This window comes from Rhodophyticola sp. SM2404, from assembly GCF_053570515.1.
Genome location: NZ_JBSEDL010000007.1, coordinates 42,370 through 62,733, shown reverse-complemented (window position 1 = coordinate 62,733; position 20,364 = coordinate 42,370). Strand labels below are relative to the sequence as shown.

The window sequence follows — 20,364 nt, the reverse complement described above, 5'->3', positions numbered from 1 at the left end:
TGCGCCTCAGGATGCGTCCTTCGAGGCGGCCAGTGACAACAGCCCGCCTGGAAGGCGCGTGATCTGTCCCGAAAACTCCAGATCGCTCAAGGCGCGGCTGGTTTGCGAAGGCGGCGCTTCAATCTCGCGCGCTAGGTGATCCTCGGGCTGGGGGGCGTGGGATAAAAGGGCAAGGATTTTCGCGCTGATCGCCGATGTGGCAAGCGGTTGAGCGGCAGTGGGCAGTGTAGGGGCTGGTTTGCGGGGCGGTTGTGGCGTGGGCGTTGCGCGGCTGTGGCCAAGCGCCTCCAACACATCATCTGCATTGCGGATCAAACAAGCCCCATCCCTGATCAGCAGATTGCCCCCCGCCGCGCGGGTGTCAATCGGATGGCGGGGGACCGCCATCACCTCACGCCCATATTCGGCGGCCATCCGTGCGGTGATCAAGGAGCCTGATTTTGCAGCCGCCTCCACCACGATGACGGCTTGGGCCAGCCCCGCAACAATACGGTTACGGCGCGGAAAATGGCGCGCTTGCGGGTCAAGCCCGATTGGCTGCTCAGAGAGACGGAGGCCCTGTTTGGCGATCTGATCTGCCAAATCCGCATTCTCGGGCGGGTAGATCACATCCACACCGCCTGCCTGCACGGCGATTGTTCCTGTGTCCAATGCAGCACTATGGGCCAGCGCGTCGATCCCGCGGGCCAGCCCCGAGACGATGGTAAAGCCCGCCTGTCCCAGATCAGCCGCCAAACGCCGTGCCATCCGCGCGCCGAGCGATGTTGCGTTCCGCGTGCCCACCACCGCGATCATCGGGCGCTCAAGCCAGCGCAGATCACCCATTGCTCATAGCAAAGGCGGGCCATCAGAGGTTTGGGCCAAAGCATCGGGGAAGGCGGCATCGCCTAGACATAACAGCCGCGCACCCACCCTTTTGGCCGCTTTCATTTCGGCCAAGGCCACGCCTTCGGGGCAGGGGGAATAGTCCGTCACGCCAGCGGCACGGGCAACCTCAGGCAAAGCCTCAAGCGCGCTTGAGGCTGACCCATGTTCGGCCATCAGCCGCAGATAGGTTGCAGGCCCCACGCGGCGCGAGCGGATCAGCCGCAATCGCGCCAGCCGCTCCTGCCCGCCCGAGGCAGGGGCAGGGCGGAAGGCAAGGGGGGGCTCGTGAAAGCCGAGGTCAGGCTCGAAATGCATGGCCCCAGAGCTAGAGGGGATTGGTTAATGAAGCCTGAACAGAAGCCGCGCGCGCAATCCTCAGGCGGCGGAGCCACCAACGGTCAGCCCGCCAATCATCAGTGTTGGCTGTCCGACCCCCACAGGCACCCATTGGCCGTTCTTGCCGCAATTGCCCATGCCCGGATCAAGCGCCATATCATTGCCGATGGCACGGATATGCTGAAGCGCTGTCGCGCCATCGCCGATCAGGGTTGCCCCCTTGACGGGTGCGCCGACCTTGCCGTTTTGCACGCGGTAGGCTTCGGTGCAGGAGAAGACGAATTTGCCATTGGTGATATCGACTTGGCCGCCACCAAAGCCCACGGCATAGATGCCATCCTTCAGATCGCCGAGAATACCCGCAGGGTCGGCATCGCCACCCAGCATATAGGTATTGGTCATGCGCGCCATGGGCGCATGGGCATAGCTTTCGCGCCGTCCATTGCCCGTGGGTTTGACCCCCATCAAACGGGCCGATTGGCGGTCCTGCATATAGCCCACAAGGATACCGTCTTCGATCAGCACATTGCGCGCCGAAGGCGTGCCCTCATCATCAATGGTGATGGAGCCGCGCCTGTCAGGGATGGTGCCATCATCCAGCACGGTCACACCTGCGGCTGCCACACGCTGGCCCATCAGGCCTGCAAAGGCGGATTGTTTCTTGCGGTTGAAATCCCCCTCAAGACCGTGCCCGACCGCTTCATGCAGCAAGATACCGGGCCAGCCCGGTCCAAGCACCACATCCATAACGCCCGCAGGTGCCGGAACGGCCGAAAGGTTCACCACCGCCACGCGCAACGCCTCCTGCGCGATGCCTTCCCAATGGTCGCGGCCCAAAAGCCCGACAAGCCCCACACGGCCACCGCCGCCCGCATTCCCTGATTCCCGCCGACCGTTTTCTTCGACGATGATCGAGATGTTCAACCGCACCATTGGACGGATATCGCGGGTGCGGGTGCCCTCGGGGCGCAGGATCTCAACCTCTTGATGCGAGGCGGCCATCGAGGCCGAGACTTGAACCACACGCGGGTCCAAAGCGCGGGCATAGGCGTCAATCTCGGCCAAGGTCTCGAGTTTCACGCCGAACTCGGCACCGGCCATAGGGTCTTCATCTGTATAGAGCTTGGCATTCGTGCCTTGCGGCGCATCGGCCATAGTGCCGCCGCCCGCACCCACGGCCAGACGCGCGGTTTCAGCGGCGCGCAAAAGGGCGGTCTCGGAAATCTCGGTTGAATGGGCATAGCCCGCAACTTCGCCCTTCACGGCGCGCAGCCCGAAACCTTCGGCGGCGTCATAGCTTGCGTTTTTCACCCTGCCATCATCAAAGACCAAAACCTCCGAGCGGCGGCGCTCGAGGAACAATTCGCCATCCTCTGCCCCCGATGTGGCCTTGCGCAGCACCGCAAGGGCGGCTGATTCGTCAATCAGGGTGTCAAACGGGCGAAATGGGTCGGACATTTGGAATAAGCCTCATCTAGGGTTCAAACGCCCCAAAAGCAGGGGGCAGCCATGCTGGGGCAAACTGTCCCAAAGGTGAGACATTTTAGACCACAGCCTTGCGTGACAACTCTCTATATGGTTCACCCAGCTTCGAACGCAACGGGAAGCCTGTCAGACCTTTAGGCGGCCCGCGAACACAGGATCAAATGTAATGGCACTTCGTACCAAGATGAGCGGTCTCTGCGCCGCATTTGCGGCAACCACTTTGGTTGCAGGAACAGCAGGCGCACAGTCGCTGCGTGACGGACTTGAGGTTATCGGCGCTCCCGTGCCCGGTGGCATTGGAATGCAACCCGGCGTGACCGAGCTGGCGCAAGATATCCGCATGCTCGATTCGCTGCTGCTGGTGATCATCACAGCGATTGTTTTGTTCGTAACAGCCCTTTTGGCCTACACGATCATCCGCCACCGCCGCGCCGCAAATCCCGAGCCCGCGACATTCACCCATAACCGCCGTATCGAGATCATCTGGACGGCTGTGCCACTGGTGATCCTGTTTGTGATCGGCGGGTTCTCTTTGCCAGTTCTGTTCAAGCAGCAGACAATCCCCGAGGCCGATGTGCTGATCAAGGCAACAGGCTATCAGTGGTATTGGGGCTATGAGTATCCCGAGCATGACATCGCCTTTGACAGCTTCATGCTGACCGAGGACGAGCTTGAGGAATTCGGCTACACCCAAGATGAATATCTACTGGCAACCGATACAGCCATGGTCGTGCCAACAGGCCAGACCGTTGTGATGCAAATCACAGCCGCTGACGTGATCCATTCCTGGACCATCCCTGCCTTCGGTGTGAAGCAGGACGGTGTGCCTGGCCGCCTTGCGGAATTGTGGTTCGAAGTCGATCCTGGTCAGGAAGGCATCTATTTCGGCCAGTGTTCCGAGCTTTGCGGTGTGGCCCATGCCTTTATGCCGATCACAGTCTATGCTGTGACGCCTGAGGAATATGAGATGTGGCTTGCTGGCGATATCGAAACATTCGCCTCGACTGGCACAACCGCGCCGCGGACCATCGAATTGGCCGCAGCCGAGTAATCGCCGCAGCCCGCCATCTTGACCTTTTGATCGGGGCAGGGTGGCGGGTGCGGTTTCTTCTTTCCGAGAGACCAATCGCATCATGACCGACGCCACCGCAAATCTCGCAGCCGCCAAAGCGGAGCCCGCAGGCCCGCAAGAGGCAGGCTTTGGTGATTACGTGCAGCTTCTCAAGCCGCGCGTGATGTCGCTTGTGGTGTTTACGGCTTTTGCAGGGCTGATGGTCGCGCCAGGTTCGCAGCCTTGGTTCATTTATTTCTGTGCGGTCTTGTTCATTGCGATTGGCGGTGGGGCCTCGGGCGCGCTGAATATGTGGTATGATGCCGATATCGACCGTTTGATGAAGCGCACCTCGACCCGCCCGATCCCGTCGGGCCGTGTGACCGAAGGCGAAGCTTTCGGCCTTGGGCTGGCGCTGTCTTTCATGTCGGTGGCGATGCTGGGGCTGGCAACCAATTGGGTGGCAGCGGGCATTCTGGCCTTCACCATCTTCTTTTATGTCGTGATTTATACGATGTGGCTCAAGCGCGCGACGCCGCAAAACATCGTCATCGGCGGGGCGGCTGGTGCCTTCCCCCCCATGATCGGTTGGGCGGCTGTCACAGGTGGCGTATCGATTGAATCGGTGCTGATGTTCGGTCTGATCTTCATGTGGACCCCGCCCCATTTCTGGGCCTTGGCGCTGTTCATGAAATCCGACTATCACAAGGCCAATGTGCCGATGCTGACCGTGACCCATGGGCGTGCTGCAACGCGCCGCCATATCTGGGTCTATACACTTCTTCTTGCTCCGCTTGCGATGGTTCTGGGCTTCACTTCGATCGGTGGCCCTGTCTATGTTGCCGCGGCTTTGGTTCTAAATGCGATCTTCCTGAAAGGCGCATGGGATATCTATAAGCGCGATGAGACAATGGCCGAGGCCGATGCCTATGCCGTGGAGAAAAAGTTCTTCCGTTTCTCGCTCTACTATCTTTTCCTGCTGTTTATGGCGCTGATGGCCGATGTGGCCCTGCGTCAGGCAGGGTTCGCAATCGGGAGTTGGTGATTCATGGCTATTCGTGCAGAAAGTGAAATGCATCAGCGCCGCTTTGGCCGCAATATTGGCGTGGCGCTTTGCCTTGTCGGGTTTTGCGCCATCTTGTTCGGCCTGACGGTGGCCAAGGTGCGCCAAGGCGCGTCGATGGAAGCCTTTGATCACGCGCCCCGCGTCTCGATCACACCGCCCGTTGAGGAGTCGGAGTATTGAGCCGTAATTCCAAAACCGTAATGTCGCTGATGGGCGTGATCGTGTTTATGGGCGGTCTGGCTTGGGCCTCTGTGCCGCTTTACGACTGGTTCTGCCGCGTCACGGGCTATGGTGGCACGACGAATATCGCCGATGCCGGCAGCGATGTGATTTTGGACCAAATGATCACCGTGCGCTTCGACGCCAATACTGCGCGCGAAATGCCATGGGAGTTCCGCCCCGTTGTCCAAGAGATGGAAATCCGTTTGGGCGAGACGGGTATGGTCTTTTACGAGGCGTTTAACCCGACCGACGAGCCGATCGCAGGCACAGCCAGTTATAACGTGACACCCTTTACTGCGGGGTATTACTTTTCCAAGATCGAGTGTTTCTGTTTCCAGCAACAGGTCCTTGAACCTGGTGAACGGATCGAGATGCCTGTCACCTTTTATGTTGACCCGAGCATTCTTGAAGACGAAGAAGCAGCAGACACACGTGCAATTACCTTGTCTTACACATTCCATGTGACGGACATACCCGAAGACTATGCCGCGCTGAGCGGCCCCACCGAGTGAACGAGACCGAAGGACCACAGCAATGGCCCATACTAAAAACCACGACTATCATATTATTAACCCGTCGCTCTGGCCGCTGATCGCGTCTGTTGGCGCTTTTGTCATGCTTGCTGGCGCTGTCCAGTGGATGCATGGCTCGGGGCCTTGGATGTTCCTTATGGGCTTTGTGGCTGTGCTTTACGTCATGTTTGGCTGGTGGTCCGAGGTGGTGACAGAAAGCCATTCCGGCGATCACACCCCCGTTGTCCGTATCGGACTGCGCTATGGGTTCATCATGTTCATCATGTCCGAGGCGATGTTCTTCGTGGCGTGGTTCTGGGCGTTTTTCAAACATGCCCTTTACCCGATGAGTGAATATGAAGGTTCGCTCTATGTGCCTGCTGAAATCTATGTCTTTGACGTCTGGCATCTGCCGCTGATCAACACCTTGATCTTGCTTTTGTCTGGCTGTGCCGTGACTTGGGCGCACCACGCGCTTGTGCATAATGAAAGCCGCAAGGATGTTGAAAACGGCCTTTTGATTGGTGCCGTACTTGGCCTGATCTTCACCGGCCTTCAGGCATTCGAATATTACGAATTGTTCGCCCATTACCACTGGACCTTCAGTGGCGACCGCTTCTTCGCGACCTTCTTCCTTGCCACGGGTTTCCATGGTTTCCACGTTGTGATCGGAACGATCTTCCTCTTCATCTGCTATCTGCGCGTGAAAAAGGGACATTTCACCCCCGAGAAACATATCGGCTTTGAAGCGGCTGCCTGGTATTGGCACTTCGTTGATGTTGTATGGCTCTTCCTCTTTGCCGCTGTCTATATCTGGGGCGTAGGTGGTCTTGAGCATTGATCCTTCGGAAAGACAGACCGCTGGTCTGTCTGCCTCCGGCGGGAGTATTTTACGGATAGAGAAGGGGCTTGCCCCTGACCATCCAGAGCGGCCTGCCTTATGGCGGGCCGTTTTCATCTTGAAGAGGGTTTGTTTCATGGTCCGCAGGATGATCCTGCCTTTGGTCTTCGGCGTGATTGGCGCGGCTATTCTGATCTCGCTTGGGGTTTGGCAATTACAAAGGCTGGCATGGAAAGACGCCGTGCTGGCCGAGATTGACGCGCGCATTTTGGCCGAGCCCGTGGCGATCCCCGAATTGGAGGCGCTTGACCCTGAGCGGGACCGCTATTTGCCTGTTGAGGCCAGTGGCAATTTGGGCGCGGAGTATGTCCGCATTCTGGTGAGCCAGAAAATCCAAGGGCCAGGCTATAGGATTATCGCGCCTTTCGAGATCGGGGGCCGTGTGATCCTGCTGGATCGCGGGATCATTTCCACCCGTGCCGAGATACCGCCCGCCCCTGAGGGGCGCTTGGATGTTCTGGGTAATCTTCATTGGCCCGATGACCGCAACAACTCCACGCCCGAAAATGATATTGAAGGCAATTTCTGGTTTGCCCGTGATATCGCGCAAATGGCGGATGTTTTGGGTACCGAGCCGATTTTGATGATTGCGCGCGAGGTTTCGGGAGCTGATTCTGCGATCACGCCTTTTCCAGTGGACAGCAGTTCTATCCCCAATGACCATCTGCAATATGTAATTACATGGTTTTCGCTGGCTTTCATCTGGTTGGGGATGACAGGCTATCTTCTGTGGCGTATCAGGCAGCGGACGGTTTGAAGGAAGCTCTATGCGTTACGTTTCGACACGCGGGCAGGCGCCCGAACTTAGTTTTGAAGAGGCCATGCTGACGGGGCTTGCCCGTGATGGGGGTCTCTATGTTCCTGCCGAAATTCCACAGATGTCGCAGGGCGACATCGCGGCGCTGGCGGGCGTCAGCTATGAAGAGGCCGCGTTCCGCATCATGCGCCCCTTTATCGGCGACACCTTCACCGATGCCGAGTTCCAAGACATCATCGCGCGCGCCTATGCCAGTTTCGGCCATGACGCGCGCGCGCCGCTGAAACAGCTTGGCGATAATCATTTCCTGCTGGAATTATTCCACGGGCCGACGCTGGCCTTCAAAGATTTCGCGATGCAATTGATCGGGCAATTGTTCCAAGCCGCCCTGACACGGCGCGGCGATCGGGTGACCATTGTGGGCGCGACCTCGGGGGATACGGGCAGTGCTGCGATGGAGGCGTTTCGGGGCCTTGATAATGTGGATGTGTTCATCCTCTTTCCGCATGGTCGTGTCTCTGAGGTGCAGCGCCGCCAGATGACAACAGTCAGCGAGGCCAATGCTCATGCTTTGGCCATCACTGGCACCTTTGATGACGCGCAGGCGCGTGTGAAGGATATGTTCAATGATTTCGCCTTTCGCGATGATGTGCGCTTGGCGGGGGTGAACTCGATCAATTGGGCGCGTGTGCTGGCGCAGGTGGTGTATTACTTCACCTCCGCGGTCAGCCTCGGTGCGCCGCATCGCCCTGTGAGCTTCACCGTGCCCACGGGCAATTTTGGCGATATCTTCGCGGGCTATATTGCGCGCTCCATGGGGTTGCCGATTGAAAAACTGGTGGTAGCGACCAATCAGAATGACATCTTGCACCGTGCGTTGAGCACGGGAGAATACCGCATGGATGGAGTCAAACCCTCGATCAGCCCGTCGATGGATATTCAGGTCAGCTCGAATTTCGAGCGCGCCTTGTTTAACGCCTATGACCGTGATGGCGGGGCGGTGCAGCAATTGATGGATGAGTTGAAGGCTGGCGGTTTCTCGATCAGCCAAGGCGCGCTTGAGATTCTGCGGGAAAGCTTTGCTTCGGGCCGCGCCTCGGAAGAGGAAACCTCGGCCATGATCACGCGTGCCCTGCCGGATATGGGCGAGCTGCTTTGCCCGCATTCCGCGATTGGCGTGCATGTGGCCGAGCAGCATCTTGGCACCACCCCGATGATCACATTGGCCACGGCGCATCCCGCGAAATTCCCTGATGCGGTTGAGGCGGCTTCGGGTATTCGTCCCGATCTGCCACCGCGCATGGGCGATCTGTTTGACCGTGCCGAGCGTGTGACCCGCGTTGAAAATGATCTGCACCAGATCGAATCCATTATCCGCAAGGAGATCGCCGCTTGAGCGTGCAACTTCACACCCTGTCCAATGGTCTGCGGATCGTGACGGAACATATGCCTGGCCTGCAATCCGCCGCGATTGGCGTTTGGGTGAGTGCGGGCGGGCGGCATGAACAGCCTGAGCAAAACGGCATTGCCCATTTCCTTGAGCATATGGCTTTCAAGGGCACCAAGCGGCGCAGCGCGTTGCAAATTGCCGAAGAGATCGAGGATGTAGGCGGCTATATCAATGCCTATACCTCGCGCGAGGTAACGGCCTATTACGCGCGTGTCCTGAAAGATGACGTGGCTTTGGCGGTCGATCTGATCTCGGATATCGTGCTCAACCCTGTCTTTGATCCGCGCGAGATCGAGGTGGAGCGCGGCGTGATCTTGCAGGAGATTGGCCAAGCCGCTGATACGCCTGACGATATCATCTTTGATTGGCTGCAGGAGCGCGCCTATCCAGAACAGCCCCTTGGCCGCACTATCCTTGGCCCGTCCGAGCGGGTGCGCGCCTTTGGACGCGCCGATTTTGATCGTTTCGTGGCCGAGCATTATGGACCTGGCCAGTTGATCCTTTCTGCGGCAGGTGCGGTGGATCATGACGAGATTGTGCGTCTGGCGGAAGCCGCCTTTGGCCATATGCCCGCCACCCCGAAACTCAATGCCGCGCCTGCGCTGTTTCATGGTGGCGAACACCGCGAGATCAAATCGCTGGAGCAGGCCCATTTCACCCTCGCCATCGAGGCGCCGGGCTACCGCTCGGATGATATCTATACCGCGCAGATCTATGCCACCGCTTTGGGCGGCGGCATGTCCTCACGATTGTTCCAGAAAATCCGTGAGGAGCGGGGCCTGTGCTATACGATCTATGCGCAGGTGGGCGCATTTGACGACACAGGCATGCTGACAATCTATGCCGGCACGGGTGAGGAAGACTTGCCCGAACTGGCCGCGCTGACCATCGAAGAGCTGCGCCGTTCTACCATGGATATGAGCAGCGCCGAGCTGGAGCGCGCCCGCGCGCAGATGAAGGCGGGCATGTTGATGGGGCTGGAAAGCCCGTCCTCGCGTGCTGAGCGACTGGCGCGTCTGGTGGCGATCTGGAACCGCGTGCCGCCATTGGAAGAAACGGTGGCCCGCGTGGACGCCGTGACGTTGCAGGGCCTCAAGGATCATGCCATGGAATTGGTCGGATCGCGCAAGGCGGCGATGGCGCTTTATGGCCCCGTGGCCTCAGCACCAGATCTGGCTGAATTGACCGAACGTCTGGCGGCCTGATGTTGACGCTCAAGCGGAAAATCCAGATCGAGACGGAGCGCATGAGCATGCGTTTGCCGCAGCATTCGGATTTCCGTGAATGGGTTGCCCTGCGCCACAGCTCGGCCGAGTTCTTGCAGCAATGGGAACCGACTTGGGCCTCGGACCATCTGACCCGCAAGAGCTTTACCAACCGTGTTTATTGGGCGCAGCGGGCGCTCTCGCAAGGCACGGCGATCCCGCTTTTCCTGATCCGCCGTGAGGATGACGCGCTTTTGGGGGCGGTGACGCTGGATAATATCAGACGCGGCCCCGCACAGGCAGGCACGATCGGCTATTGGATCGGGCAGCCTTTCGCGCGCCAAGGCTATATGCGTGAGGCCGTGACTTCGGTGATCCATTACGCCTTTACCACGCTTGATCTATCACGGATCGAAAGCGCCTGCCTGCCCGAAAACGCGCCTTCGCGCGGCCTGCTAGAGAAATGCGGCTATAAATACGAGGGCGTGGCGCAAAGCTATCTGCAGATCGACGGGCGCTGGCGCAATCATGTGCTCTATGCCAATCTGCGGGGCGATAGACGTGGCAAGACCGAGGTCGGGTAACTACCTGCCTGCCCAATGAGCCTCCCCTCGCGCCCGTGTCAGTGAAAGAGTGTGCAAATGAGCGATATCCTGAGCCATCTTCGCGAGATCCTGCCTGACGCCGCGTTCCGTGACCCTGCGCCCACCTATCTGGAGGAGCCGCGCGGGCGGTGGCAGGGGCAGGCCTTGGCCGTGATTGCGCCCGCCTCCACCGAGGACGTAGCGCAAGTGATCTCGGCCTGTGCGCAATCGGGCACGCCTGTGATCCCTTTTGGCGGGGGCACGGGCCTTGTGGGCGGGCAATTGGCCGAAGGGGGCAACCCGCCTGTGATCTTGTCAATGGAGCGGATGCGCGCGCTGCGCGACATTGATCCTGCTGGCGGCACCATGGTGGTCGAGGCAGGCGCGATTTTGGAGGAGGTGCATAATGCCTCCGCTGCCCATGATCTGATCTTCCCGCTGACGCTGGCCTCGCAAGGCTCGGCGCGGATTGGCGGCTTGCTCGCGACCAATGCAGGCGGGGTGAATGTGATCCGCTATGGCAATGCACGGGATCTTGTCTTGGGGGTCGAGGCCGTTATGCCTGATGGCAGCATCTATCATGGTCTCTCACCGCTGAGAAAAGACAATACGGGCTATGATCTGCGCCATTTGCTGATCGGCTCGGAAGGCACGCTTGGTGTGATCACTGCCGCCTCGCTGCGCTTGTTCCCCAAACCTGCCGCAACGGGGGCTGCGATGATGGTGGTGCCTGACCCCACGGCCGCCCTTGCCCTGCTGCGTCTGGCCAAAGCGCGGATCGGCGAGGGGATTTCAGCCTTTGAATTGATCGGCAAAACAGGCCTCGATTTTCTGGATGAGGTCGGCCCCGAAACCCGCCAGCCCTTTGACGCGCGCCCCGAATGGTGCTGTCTGATTGATCTGGGTCTGGGCGAGGGGCAATCGCCCGAGGACGCGCTTGAGGCGCTTTTTGCCGAGGCTTTCGAGGCTGATCTGGTCAGCGACGGCGTGATTGCGCAATCGCAGGCGCAGCGACAGGATTTCTGGGCCCTGCGTGAAAACATCCCCGCCGCCAATCGCAGGATCGGGGCTGTTTCATCACATGATATATCGGTGCCAATCGCCGCCATTCCTGAATTCATCGCCAGAGCCCCTGACATATTGGCCCAGATCGGCCCGTTCCGTCTGAACTGCTTTGGGCATCTGGGTGATGGGAACCTGCATTACAATGTCTTCCCGACCCAAGGCGCGAGCGCGGCCGAGCATCACGGATCGCGCAGCGCGATCAAGCGCGCGATCCATGATCTGGTGCATGAATTGGGCGGCTCGGTCAGTGCCGAGCATGGGATCGGGCGGCTAAAGGTTGATGATCTCGAGCGCTACGGCGATCCTGCGAAGCTTGCGGCGATGCGCGCGATCAAGGCCGCACTTGATCCTGCAGGCATCATGAATCCGGGCGCTGTTTTGCGCCAGCTTCCCTGATCTTCACCTTTCCCCAAATATGACGGGGGGCGTCCGCAGGACGCGGGGCAGAGCCCCTACTTCCTAACTCCGCACACCCGCAAAGCGCGTCTGCCAATCCTCGCGGTCTTCATCGCTGATTTTTGCGAATAGAACCTCGGGCACGGTGAAGCCATGCCCCGCAGGCAGCGCGTTCAAGGCCGCATCCACCGAGCTTGGCCAAGCGCTGTCCGTGGCATTCATTGCCTCGAGCAGTGTTGCACTTGCATCGGGGATGAAGGGCGCGGAAAGCGTGGCATAGAAGGGGATCAGGTTGAGCGAAAAACGCACCATTGCAGCGGCGCGCTCGGGGTCTTCCTTGAAAACCGACCAAGGCGCTGCCGATTGCAGATATTCATTGCCCGCCACCCAGATCGCACGCAATTCAGCGGCGGCCTTACGGATGTCGATCGCTTCCATATGGGCTTGATAGGCCTCTAGACGGGTCTGCAATTCGGCAATCACGGCAGCTTCTTGTTCGCCATAAGCGCCCCCTTCGGGCAGCGCTTCGCCAAATTTCGAGCGGCAGAATTTGGTGATGCGGCTCACGAAATTGCCCAAGACATCCGCGAGGTCCTTGTTCACATCGGCTTGGAAATTCTCCCATGTGAATTCGCTATCCGAGCTTTCGGGCGCATGGCTGAGCAGCCACCAACGCCAGTAATCAGCGGGTAGAATTTCCAGCGCCTGATCCATGAACACACCGCGCCCTTGGCTGGTCGAGAACTGGCCGCCATCATAATTCAGGTAGTTGAAGGATTTGATGTAATCCACCAGCTTCCAAGGCTCTTTCGAGCCGAGGATCGTGGCAGGGAAGCTGAGCGTGTGGAAAGGCACATTATCCTTGCCCATGAATTGCACATAGCGCACATCATCGGCGCCTTTATCGGTGCGCCACCAACGCTCCCAATCGCTGCCCTTACCCGCATCCACCCATTCAGCGGCACAGGCGATATATTCGATCGGCGCATCGAACCACACATAGAAGACCTTGCCTTCCATGCCCGGCCAATCCTCATCACCTTTTTTGACGGGAATGCCCCAATCCAGATCACGGGTGATCCCGCGATCCTGCAGCCCGTCCCCGTCATTGAGCCATTTCTTCGCGATCGAGGTGGTCAGAACGGGCCAATCGGTTTTGCTTTCGATCCAGTCGCTCAATTCACCGCGCATCTGGGATTGGCACAGATAGAGATGCTTGGTTTCGCGCACTTCCAGATCGGTCGAGCCTGATATGGCCGAGCGCGGCTCGATCAGATCGGTGGGGTCAAGCTGCTTGGTGCAATTCTCGCATTGATCGCCACGCGCTTTGTCATAGCCGCAATTGGGGCAGGTGCCCTCGATATAGCGGTCGGGCAGGAAGCGGCCATCGGCATGGGAATAGACCTGACGCTCGCTGACTTCGCGGATCAAACCCGCCTCGGCCAAACGGCCTGCGAAATGCTGGGTCAATCGGTGGTTCTGCGCGCTGGAGGAGCGTCCGAAATGATCAAAGCTCAGGCGGAAGCCCTTGGCAATCTCGGCTTGCACTTCATGCATCTCGGCGCAGTAATCCTCGACGGGCTTACCCGCTTTGGCGGCGGCCAATTCGGCAGGGGTGCCATGCTCATCCGTGGCGCAGAGGAACAAGACCTCATTGCCGCGCGCGCGCATGTATCGGGCATAAAGATCGGCCGGAAGCTGGCTTCCGATCAGATTGCCCAAATGCTTGATCCCGTTAATATAGGGAATTGCCGAAGTGATGAGTATGCGTGCCATGAGCTATGTCCTGCTTGTCTTGCGCGGGGATTAGCGCATCAGGCGGGCCAAGGCTAGATGTGATCCGGAATGCGGGTCAGATCACGCGGGTCAGATCACACGGATCAGATCATGGGGGCCTCAGACGCCATCCCACCGTCTGAGCAGCCAATACCATTGCTCGGGGTTTTGCATGATCCGCGCAGACAGGCTGTCATTGAAGGCGCGTGTCATGGTCAGGCTGTCGGTATGGGGGATGGGGGCCTCGAAATCGACTTGGAAAGCATTGCCATCCTCGATCCGTGTGCCAAAGGCGGGGATCATCGGAATATCATATTTCAGCGCCAACTGCGCCGCCGAGAGCGATGTCAGCGCGTCATGCCCCAGAAAGGGGATGCGCACGCCTTCTGAATATTTCTCGTCGAGCAGGATCGAAATGATACCGCCCTTCCGCAAGTGACGCACAAGCGCCATGGTGCCCACACGGCCCGTTGCCAGAATGGGCATGCCGCCGGCCTCAATCCCTGCGCGAATGCGGCGCTCGTAATGGCGGTTCTTTTGCGGTCGATAGACCGCGCCGCTTTCTAACCCGTGCATTTTGATCACCGAGCGGATCGCCTCCCATTGGCCGAAATGGCCCGAGACGATGATCACACCCTTGCCCTCTGTCTGCGCCTCTTTCAGCGCGTCAAGACCGGGGCCGGAGACGCGGAATTTATGGTGATGGGTCTGGAATTCGGCATCATGGTAAATCTCGAACAGGGTGCGGCCCATATGGCGACCCATTTCCTGACCCAGCTTGAGGCGTTCCTTGCGGGGCATATCGGGAAAAACCCGCCGCGCCTCGCGGTCAAAGCGGCGCCTTGCCAGCGGGAACCAGCGCAAGACGGTGGCAACAGTTGTCCCCAAAGCCCGCGAGCGCAGATCGAAGGCGCGCCAACGCATTGCGGTCAGCGCGGACCACAGCGGGAAATATCTTGCATGAGACAGGAGGGATTTTATCGACGTCGAAATCATGGCTCTCTATGAGCGCGATTTCAGCCAAGACCAAGCGGAAAATCTGAGGCAGATTGTCCGTTTGAGGGTTTTTTTGGCGGGGCGCTAGGGCGGGGCTTGGGGGCAGCTGTGCGGGTTTTGTAGAGCTGCGCGCGCGGAACAAGGCCGAAGGCCGCCGCGCGATCGCCAGACCGCCCCTGGGGCTGGCGATTTGTCAACGTAAACGCGCAGATCAGAGGTGTTTCGGACTTGGCTAAGATATAGTAAGCCGAACTGCCGTAGGGCGCCACCCCGCGGTCTGACAATCGCGCGGCTCGTCAGCTTCGTCGCAATGGTCTCAAAGCCGCCATCGGCGGCGATCCGAACCAACGCCAGCTCCTAACTCCCGCATCCCTCCCCTATCCCGAATGTTTTCGCTGGACTGCGCCTTTCGCGCGCCTAGGTTGAATTTTGCCTGAGGCGATGCCTCCCTGACCAGATGAGTGCGCCATGACTGATCCTCGCCCCGTTTTGCTGCTTGGCAGCGCGCCCTCGGCCGTGGTGTGCCAAGAGTGGTCCAAGGATGAATTCTCGGCCATTGTCGCAATCAATAATGCGTGGCGGATCAGGCCTGATTGGGATTACAACATCTTCCCCGATGATTTCCCCGAAGACCGCCACCCAGATGCTATGCAAGAGGGGCAGAGCATCGTGACCTCCGAGGCCTATGTGCCTGCCAATAACCAGTTTGGTGGCATCGTTTATGCGGGGGGCACCATGGTGTTTTCGGCGGGCTATTGGGTGCTGGCGGCGCTGCGACCCACGGCGATTGTGGTGGTGGGCTGTGACATGGTCTATCCCAAATCGGGCAAGACGCATTTTTACGGAACAGGCACCGCTGATCCGCTCCGCCAAGACCCGAGCTTGCGCAATCTCGAAGCGAAATCGGCGCGGTTGATGTATCATGCAGCCTCACAAGGCTGCCTTTGTTTCCGAGCGCCCGAGGGTGAGAGCCGATTGGTCTTCCCGCTATGGACAGGCGCTGTAACTGCCGCCGCGCCCCAACCTGATCACGCGCAGGCAGAAGCGGCCCAAGCCCTTGAGGCCGAGGCAGGTTATGTCGTGCCATCGGGCCGGTATTGGGACGTGCAGGCGCAGTTTTCACTGCCCAAAATCGATGCAATCGATACCCATTGGCAGGCTACATATCCTGATTGAACAAGGGGCCTGATTTGCCCGCTTGTGCAGCTTGTTTTTTGTTCCTAGAAAGCCTGGTCCGATTGCTATCTGGAGGGAGCGCGCGATGCAAAATACGGTGGTCAATAGCTGGAACGAATGGGATCCGCTCAAACATGTAATCGTGGGCCGTGCCGATGATTGCCATATCCCTCCCGAAGAGCCCGCGCTGGATGCGAAAGTGCCCGAAGACAGCGATATGCGTGGCCAATGGGGGCGGCGTCCGCAAGAAACCATCGACCGCGCCAATGAATTGCTCGACAATTTCGCGTCGCTTCTGGAAGGGCGCGGTGTGCGGGTGGATCGCCCGACATCGATCGACCATTCCAAACCCGTGACCACCCCCGATTTCCACACCGACAGCCAGTTTGGCTGCATGCCACCCCGCGATGTTTTGCTGACGGTCGGCTCCGAGATGCTCGAGGCCACGATGTCCTATCGTTGCCGCTGGTTCGAATATCTAAATTATCGTCCTTTGATGCAGAAATACTTCAATGAGGATCCGAATTTCCGCCATGAAAGCGCGCCAAAGCCGCGTTTGACGGATGCCGATTACCACCCCGATTACCTCAGCGAAAAGATTGGCGTGGAAAAACGTCTGCAATGGGCGGCCGAGAAGTTTTTCGTCACTACCGAAGAGGAGCCATTGTTTGATGCCGCCGATGTGCTGCGCTTTGGGCGTGACCTCGTGGTGCAGCACGGCTTCACCACGAACCTCAAAGGCATTGAGTGGCTGCGCCGCCATTTCCCTGATCACCGTGTGCATACCGTCAATTTCCCGGGTGATCCCTATCCGATCCATATCGATGCGACCTTCACGCCGCTTCGCCCCGGTTTGATCCTGAACAACCCGCAGCGCCGTTTGCCCGAGGCGCAGCGCGCCATGTTCGAGGCCAATGATTGGGAAATCGTCGATGCCGCGCAGCCTGCGCATAACGCGCCGCCGCCCCTGTGCTATTCCTCGACTTGGCTGTCGATGAATGTGCTGGTGCTGGACCCGAAAACCGTATGTGTCGAGAAATCCGAGGTCTATCAGGCCGAACAGATGGATAAGCTCGGCATGAATGTCATCGAGGTTGAACTGCGTGATGCCTATGCCTTTGGTGGCGGGCTTCATTGCTGTACGGCTGATGTTTACCGCGAAGGCGGGTGCGAGGATTATTTCCCGAACCTGTAAGCCAAAGCGCGTCTGCGCGCCTTATTCCTCGCGGTAGAGGTCATGGCAGCCACCGCATGTGGCACCAATGGCTTGCACCGCGGGGATCAGTGTTTCGCGGCTGGTGATTGCGGAGATCGCGGCCTCGGCGCTGGCTTGTGTGGCCTCGGCCCGTTCGGTGAAATCGGCGAAATTGTCCCAAATGGCAGGCAGGGCCTCGGATTTGGGGTCAGTGGCGGGTTCGGCAAACCGCTCATGCGTGGCGGCGGCATCGCGGGCCAGTTGCGCCATCGCGGCTTGTGCAATCTCGGCGTCAAAATCGGATTGGCCACGCGCCATATTCACCACCACCTCCATCTGCTCGGCCATATCGCTCATATTCATCATTCGGGCCATGACGACAGGGTTTTGCACCCCTTCATGGGCAAAGCCTGTCGCGGCGGTCAAAGCGATGAGGGCAGTGGCAAGATGTAGTGGCTTCATGACGGGCTCCGGTGATATGCGATGCTGTCACTATAGGCGGGTGTCCGCTTTATGGAAGCCGCTTGCGGCGCTTCGGTCTGACATAGCTGCGCTTTGCCATGCCGCTTTTCCACGCGCCATTCTTTTTGCGGGGCCATTCGCGCCCGCAAACGCCTCAGCCGCCATGCTTCCTGTCCCTCGCAATGGGCAGGCTCCAGCATCAACCGCGTCTCCACCCCCGCCGCGCCGCCATCACCGGGGGTCAGCAAAACCCCCAAAGGGGCGGCCCCGCTGGTCTCGGCGGCCAGATGGAGGCGGCGCACAGGTGTCAGGGGCGGAGGCTCGGGCAGATCCGCCAGAACCATAGACACAGCGCCCGAGCGCAGGGCCTCCTCCATGCACCAGAGCAAATCCTCGCCACGGTGGCAGTCTACGAAGATCAGGCGCGAGGGTTCGATCTCGGCGGCGGTGCCTGCCATATGCAACTTGTCGGGATACCATGCAGGCCTGATCCATAAGACAGGCCCCTGACAGGCCGCCGCCACCCAAAGCGCCAGCCTGCGCCGCGCGGGGCCGCATAGCTCATGCACCCGTGCCCGCGCCATGTCCATTTCGGGGAAGGGGCGCAGCATGGGCGTGTCACGGCGATACGAGTCGCGGGCAATCTGGCTGATATCCATGCGGCCATTTTATATGTTCGCTAAATGTTCTCAAGTGCAATCTGCCGCTTTCGCCTTGCCCCGCGCGCTCAAGCCGCTACCTATGGGCGCGACAGATCGACAGCGAACAGGATCCGATGATGCGTAAGATACCGCTTGGCCAGACCGATACGATGATCACCGATTACTGCCTTGGCACCATGACTTGGGGCCGTGACAGCGATGAGGCCACGGGGCATGCCCAGATGGATATGGCCTTGGAGGCGGGGATCAATATTGTTGACACCGCCGAGATGTATCCCGTCAATCCGGTGCTGGCCGAAAACGTGGGCGACACCGAAGTGATCATCGGCAATTGGAACGCAAAGCACCCCGCGCGTCGTGGGGATTACCTGCTGGCCACCAAGATCACGGGCAATAACGCGGCCTTCGTGCGCCCGGGCCAAGACATCACAGCAGCCACTTTCGAGGAGGCATTCGAGACCTCGCTCAAGCGGTTGCAGACAGATTACATCGATATCTACCAGCTCCATTGGCCTAATCGCGGCTCCTACCATTTCCGCCGCGCTTGGAGCTATGACCCGTCACAGCAGAGCAAGGCGGAAACGCTGGATAATATGGCCGAGGTCTTGGAGGCCGCAGATAAAATGGTCAAAGCGGGCAAGCTGCGCCATTTCGCGCTGTCCAATGATACCGCTTGGGGCAGTTCGCAATGGCTTCGCTTGGCAGAGGATAGGGGGCTTCCGCGTGTGGTCTCGGTCCAGAATGAATATTCGCTGCTCTGCCGCCTCTATGACACCGATATGGCCGAGATGGCGGTGAACGAGCAGGTCACGCTGCTGGCCTATTCACCGCTGGCCACGGGTTTGCTGAGCGGGAAGTACCAAAATGGCGCGATCCCCGAAGGCTCGCGGATGCGTAACAATCCTGATCTGGGCGGGCGCATCACCGATCGGGTCTTCCCTGCGGTGGCGGCCTATCTCGATATCGCCAATCGTCACGGGCTTGATCTGGTGCATATGGCGCTGGCCTTTACGGTGCAGAGGCCTTTCCCTGTCTCCACGATTTTCGGCGCGACCACCTCGGCGCAATTGGCCCATATTATTGAAGGGGCGGAATTGAGGCTTTCAGATGAAGTGATGGCCGAGATCAACGCAGCCCATAAAGCCCACCCGATGCCCTTCTAAGCGCGGGATTGCGCGGCGCGTAGCTCCGAGATTGAGGCGCCAAACCCCTGTTTGAAGGCCCGTGCCAAGGTGGAGGGGCTGGAAAAGCCTGTCCGCAGCGCGATCTCTTGTGCGCCAAGCCGTGTGTCCAGCGCCAAGCGGCGCGCCTCAGCAAGGCGCAGCCGCAGGAAAAACGCACCTGGCCCAGTTTCGAGATGCTGTTGGAACACCATCTCCAGACGGCGGGGTGACAGGCCAACTTCCCGCGCGATCTCTGCGATGGCGGGCGGGTCTTGCAAGCGGGTCTCCATGATGGCCACGGCTTGGGCCACGGGCGGGGCCATTTGTGACAGTCGCGCTTGGGCCACCAGACGCTGCGGCGCGGGGCCTGTCGCGGGATCATAGAGAAGCGTGTTGGCCACTTGGCCAGACAATTCGGCCCCGTGATGGCACCGGATCATATGCAGCATCAGATCAAGGCATGGGGCAGCGCCTGCCGTGCTCATCGCGGCCCCGTCGATCACATATCGGTCTGGCTGCACCTCAATCTCGTCAAAGGCGAGGGCAAAGGCGCTCAGATCCTCCCAATGGGTGGTGGCGCGACGGCCCCGCAACAGCCCCGCGCGCGCCAGCACCCACACCCCGCCATCCACCCCGCAATAGGCGATCTTGCGGCTGCGCAACTGGCGCAGCCAAGCGCGCAGGGCAGGGGTGGCGGCCATATCCAGCCTTGGCCCCGCAACCACCACCATCAGGTCGAATTCGACCTGAAAGGGCAAAGCGGCGCTGTCAAAACTCAGCCCCGTGCTCAGCTCGACCTTGCCCCCCTCGGGCGAGAGGAACTGCCATTCATAGAGCGCTTGGCCCGCACAGCGATTGGCGGCCTGAAAAGGATCAAGCGCTGCGGCCAAACTCATGAGATTGCTATCAGGCAGGCAAAGCAGCCCGATGCGGAAAGGGGCCTTGCCGATGCGCGGCTGGAATGCGGAATGTGTCATGCCAGTTGCGTATATCGCAAAATTTTCCCTTGCAAGATGTCCGAGCCCCGTTTGAGAAAT

At 59.5% G+C, this 20,364-nt stretch carries 19 protein-coding genes and 1 pseudogene; 13 read left to right on the top strand and 7 right to left on the bottom strand.

Translation table 11 applies throughout. The features are described 5' to 3' along the window. Positions 1-6: 6 nt before the first annotated feature. Both dprA and tldD read right to left on the bottom strand, forming a co-directional pair. Positions 7-1,182, bottom strand: a pseudogene (gene dprA / locus ACTYEO_RS11580) (DNA-processing protein DprA). Positions 1,183-1,242: 60 nt separating this feature from the next. Next, on the bottom strand, positions 1,243-2,661 hold the full coding sequence (gene tldD, locus ACTYEO_RS11575; protein ID WP_449323903.1) for a metalloprotease TldD: 1,419 nt from the start codon (positions 2,659-2,661) through the stop codon (positions 1,243-1,245). Between the two features lie 193 nt (positions 2,662-2,854). Between tldD and coxB the strand changes: the two genes are divergently transcribed. From coxB to ACTYEO_RS11525, 10 genes are all read left to right on the top strand, one after another. Next, on the top strand, positions 2,855-3,739 hold the full coding sequence (gene coxB / locus ACTYEO_RS11570) for a cytochrome c oxidase subunit II (RefSeq protein WP_449323902.1): 885 nt from the start codon (positions 2,855-2,857) through the stop codon (positions 3,737-3,739). A gap of 82 nt (positions 3,740-3,821) precedes the next feature. After that, positions 3,822-4,784, top strand: a complete 963-nt coding sequence (gene cyoE, locus ACTYEO_RS11565) for a heme o synthase (RefSeq protein ID WP_449323901.1) — start codon at positions 3,822-3,824, stop codon at positions 4,782-4,784. Positions 4,785-4,787: 3 nt separating this feature from the next. Then, complete coding sequence (locus tag ACTYEO_RS11560; RefSeq protein WP_449323900.1) at positions 4,788-4,985, top strand: hypothetical protein; 198 nt, start codon at positions 4,788-4,790, stop codon at positions 4,983-4,985. A gap of 20 nt (positions 4,986-5,005) precedes the next feature. After that, positions 5,006-5,539 (top strand): cytochrome c oxidase assembly protein, encoded by a 534-nt coding sequence (locus ACTYEO_RS11555; protein WP_449324031.1) that lies wholly within the window; start codon positions 5,006-5,008, stop codon positions 5,537-5,539. Between the two features lie 22 nt (positions 5,540-5,561). Beyond that, positions 5,562-6,380: a cytochrome c oxidase subunit 3 gene (locus ACTYEO_RS11550; protein ID WP_449323899.1), complete on the top strand. Its 819-nt coding sequence runs from the start codon at positions 5,562-5,564 to the stop codon at positions 6,378-6,380. A gap of 136 nt (positions 6,381-6,516) precedes the next feature. After that, complete coding sequence (locus ACTYEO_RS11545) at positions 6,517-7,197, top strand: SURF1 family protein (protein WP_449323898.1); 681 nt, start codon at positions 6,517-6,519, stop codon at positions 7,195-7,197. A 10-nt stretch (positions 7,198-7,207) separates the two neighbouring features. Continuing rightward, positions 7,208-8,593 carry a threonine synthase gene (gene thrC / locus ACTYEO_RS11540; protein WP_449323897.1) on the top strand — a complete coding sequence of 462 codons (1,386 nt, stop codon included), beginning with the start codon at positions 7,208-7,210 and terminating at the stop codon, positions 8,591-8,593. Beyond that, a complete protein-coding gene (locus tag ACTYEO_RS11535; protein WP_449323896.1) occupies positions 8,590-9,852 on the top strand; it encodes a M16 family metallopeptidase in 1,263 nt (420 codons plus the stop codon). Before thrC ends, ACTYEO_RS11535 begins: the two co-directional genes overlap by 4 nt. Next, on the top strand, positions 9,852-10,436 hold the full coding sequence (locus ACTYEO_RS11530; RefSeq protein ID WP_449323895.1) for a GNAT family N-acetyltransferase: 585 nt from the start codon (positions 9,852-9,854) through the stop codon (positions 10,434-10,436). The genes ACTYEO_RS11535 and ACTYEO_RS11530 overlap by 1 nt, the downstream gene beginning before the upstream one ends. Before the next feature lie 57 nt (positions 10,437-10,493). Beyond that, positions 10,494-11,897 carry an FAD-binding oxidoreductase gene (locus ACTYEO_RS11525; RefSeq protein WP_449323894.1) on the top strand — a complete coding sequence of 468 codons (1,404 nt, stop codon included), beginning with the start codon at positions 10,494-10,496 and terminating at the stop codon, positions 11,895-11,897. A 63-nt stretch (positions 11,898-11,960) separates the two neighbouring features. Here the strand turns inward: ACTYEO_RS11525 and metG are convergent, their stop codons facing one another. Together metG and ACTYEO_RS11515 are read right to left on the bottom strand one after the other, a co-directional pair. Beyond that, a complete protein-coding gene (metG, locus tag ACTYEO_RS11520; protein ID WP_449323893.1) occupies positions 11,961-13,673 on the bottom strand; it encodes a methionine--tRNA ligase in 1,713 nt (570 codons plus the stop codon). Between the two features lie 120 nt (positions 13,674-13,793). Continuing rightward, on the bottom strand, positions 13,794-14,669 hold the full coding sequence (locus ACTYEO_RS11515; protein WP_449323892.1) for a lysophospholipid acyltransferase family protein: 876 nt from the start codon (positions 14,667-14,669) through the stop codon (positions 13,794-13,796). 468 nt (positions 14,670-15,137) lie between these two features. Between ACTYEO_RS11515 and ACTYEO_RS11510 the strand changes: the two genes are divergently transcribed. Together ACTYEO_RS11510 and ACTYEO_RS11505 are read left to right on the top strand one after the other, a co-directional pair. After that, positions 15,138-15,845, top strand: coding sequence for a hypothetical protein (locus ACTYEO_RS11510; RefSeq protein WP_449323891.1), 708 nt, complete (start codon positions 15,138-15,140; stop codon positions 15,843-15,845). Positions 15,846-15,930: 85 nt separating this feature from the next. Further along, entirely contained in the window at positions 15,931-17,040 is a 1,110-nt protein-coding gene (locus ACTYEO_RS11505; RefSeq protein ID WP_449323890.1) for a serine/threonine protein kinase, read from the top strand. Positions 17,041-17,061: 21 nt separating this feature from the next. Here ACTYEO_RS11505 and ACTYEO_RS11500 read toward each other — a convergent pair whose 3' ends face one another. Together ACTYEO_RS11500 and ACTYEO_RS11495 are read right to left on the bottom strand one after the other, a co-directional pair. Further along, the gene (locus ACTYEO_RS11500; RefSeq protein ID WP_449323889.1) at positions 17,062-17,502 is read right to left on the bottom strand and encodes a c-type cytochrome; all 441 of its coding nucleotides are present in this window, start codon (positions 17,500-17,502) and stop codon (positions 17,062-17,064) included. After that, positions 17,499-18,161, bottom strand: a complete 663-nt coding sequence (locus ACTYEO_RS11495) for an ImuA family protein (RefSeq protein ID WP_449323888.1) — start codon at positions 18,159-18,161, stop codon at positions 17,499-17,501. The genes ACTYEO_RS11500 and ACTYEO_RS11495 overlap by 4 nt, the downstream gene beginning before the upstream one ends. 116 nt (positions 18,162-18,277) lie before the next feature. Between ACTYEO_RS11495 and ACTYEO_RS11490 the strand changes: the two genes are divergently transcribed. Beyond that, complete coding sequence (locus tag ACTYEO_RS11490; RefSeq protein WP_449323887.1) at positions 18,278-19,327, top strand: aldo/keto reductase; 1,050 nt, start codon at positions 18,278-18,280, stop codon at positions 19,325-19,327. Here ACTYEO_RS11490 and ACTYEO_RS11485 read toward each other — a convergent pair. Then, positions 19,324-20,304, bottom strand: coding sequence for a GlxA family transcriptional regulator (locus ACTYEO_RS11485; RefSeq protein WP_449323886.1), 981 nt, complete (start codon positions 20,302-20,304; stop codon positions 19,324-19,326). The genes ACTYEO_RS11490 and ACTYEO_RS11485 overlap by 4 nt on opposite strands. Positions 20,305-20,364 lie beyond the last annotated feature (60 nt).

Excerpts from the sequence above, each read along its gene's own strand:
- tldD (WP_449323903.1), bottom strand. The coding sequence starts at position 2,661 with ATGTCCGACCCATTTCGCCCGTTTGACACCCTGATTGACGAATCAGCC.
- coxB (WP_449323902.1), top strand. The coding sequence starts at position 2,855 with ATGGCACTTCGTACCAAGATGAGCGGTCTCTGCGCCGCATTTGCGGCA.
- cyoE (WP_449323901.1), top strand. The coding sequence starts at position 3,822 with ATGACCGACGCCACCGCAAATCTCGCAGCCGCCAAAGCGGAGCCCGCA.
- ACTYEO_RS11560 (WP_449323900.1), top strand. The coding sequence starts at position 4,788 with ATGGCTATTCGTGCAGAAAGTGAAATGCATCAGCGCCGCTTTGGCCGC.
- ACTYEO_RS11555 (WP_449324031.1), top strand. The coding sequence starts at position 5,006 with ATGTCGCTGATGGGCGTGATCGTGTTTATGGGCGGTCTGGCTTGGGCC.
- ACTYEO_RS11550 (WP_449323899.1), top strand. The coding sequence starts at position 5,562 with ATGGCCCATACTAAAAACCACGACTATCATATTATTAACCCGTCGCTC.
- ACTYEO_RS11545 (WP_449323898.1), top strand. The coding sequence starts at position 6,517 with ATGGTCCGCAGGATGATCCTGCCTTTGGTCTTCGGCGTGATTGGCGCG.
- thrC (WP_449323897.1), top strand. The coding sequence starts at position 7,208 with ATGCGTTACGTTTCGACACGCGGGCAGGCGCCCGAACTTAGTTTTGAA.
- ACTYEO_RS11530 (WP_449323895.1), top strand. The coding sequence starts at position 9,852 with ATGTTGACGCTCAAGCGGAAAATCCAGATCGAGACGGAGCGCATGAGC.
- ACTYEO_RS11525 (WP_449323894.1), top strand. The coding sequence starts at position 10,494 with ATGAGCGATATCCTGAGCCATCTTCGCGAGATCCTGCCTGACGCCGCG.
- metG (WP_449323893.1), bottom strand. The coding sequence starts at position 13,673 with ATGGCACGCATACTCATCACTTCGGCAATTCCCTATATTAACGGGATC.
- ACTYEO_RS11515 (WP_449323892.1), bottom strand. The coding sequence starts at position 14,669 with ATGATTTCGACGTCGATAAAATCCCTCCTGTCTCATGCAAGATATTTC.
- ACTYEO_RS11510 (WP_449323891.1), top strand. The coding sequence starts at position 15,138 with ATGACTGATCCTCGCCCCGTTTTGCTGCTTGGCAGCGCGCCCTCGGCC.
- ACTYEO_RS11505 (WP_449323890.1), top strand. The coding sequence starts at position 15,931 with ATGCAAAATACGGTGGTCAATAGCTGGAACGAATGGGATCCGCTCAAA.
- ACTYEO_RS11500 (WP_449323889.1), bottom strand. The coding sequence starts at position 17,502 with ATGAAGCCACTACATCTTGCCACTGCCCTCATCGCTTTGACCGCCGCG.
- ACTYEO_RS11495 (WP_449323888.1), bottom strand. The coding sequence starts at position 18,161 with ATGGATATCAGCCAGATTGCCCGCGACTCGTATCGCCGTGACACGCCC.
- ACTYEO_RS11490 (WP_449323887.1), top strand. The coding sequence starts at position 18,278 with ATGATGCGTAAGATACCGCTTGGCCAGACCGATACGATGATCACCGAT.
- ACTYEO_RS11485 (WP_449323886.1), bottom strand. The coding sequence starts at position 20,304 with ATGACACATTCCGCATTCCAGCCGCGCATCGGCAAGGCCCCTTTCCGC.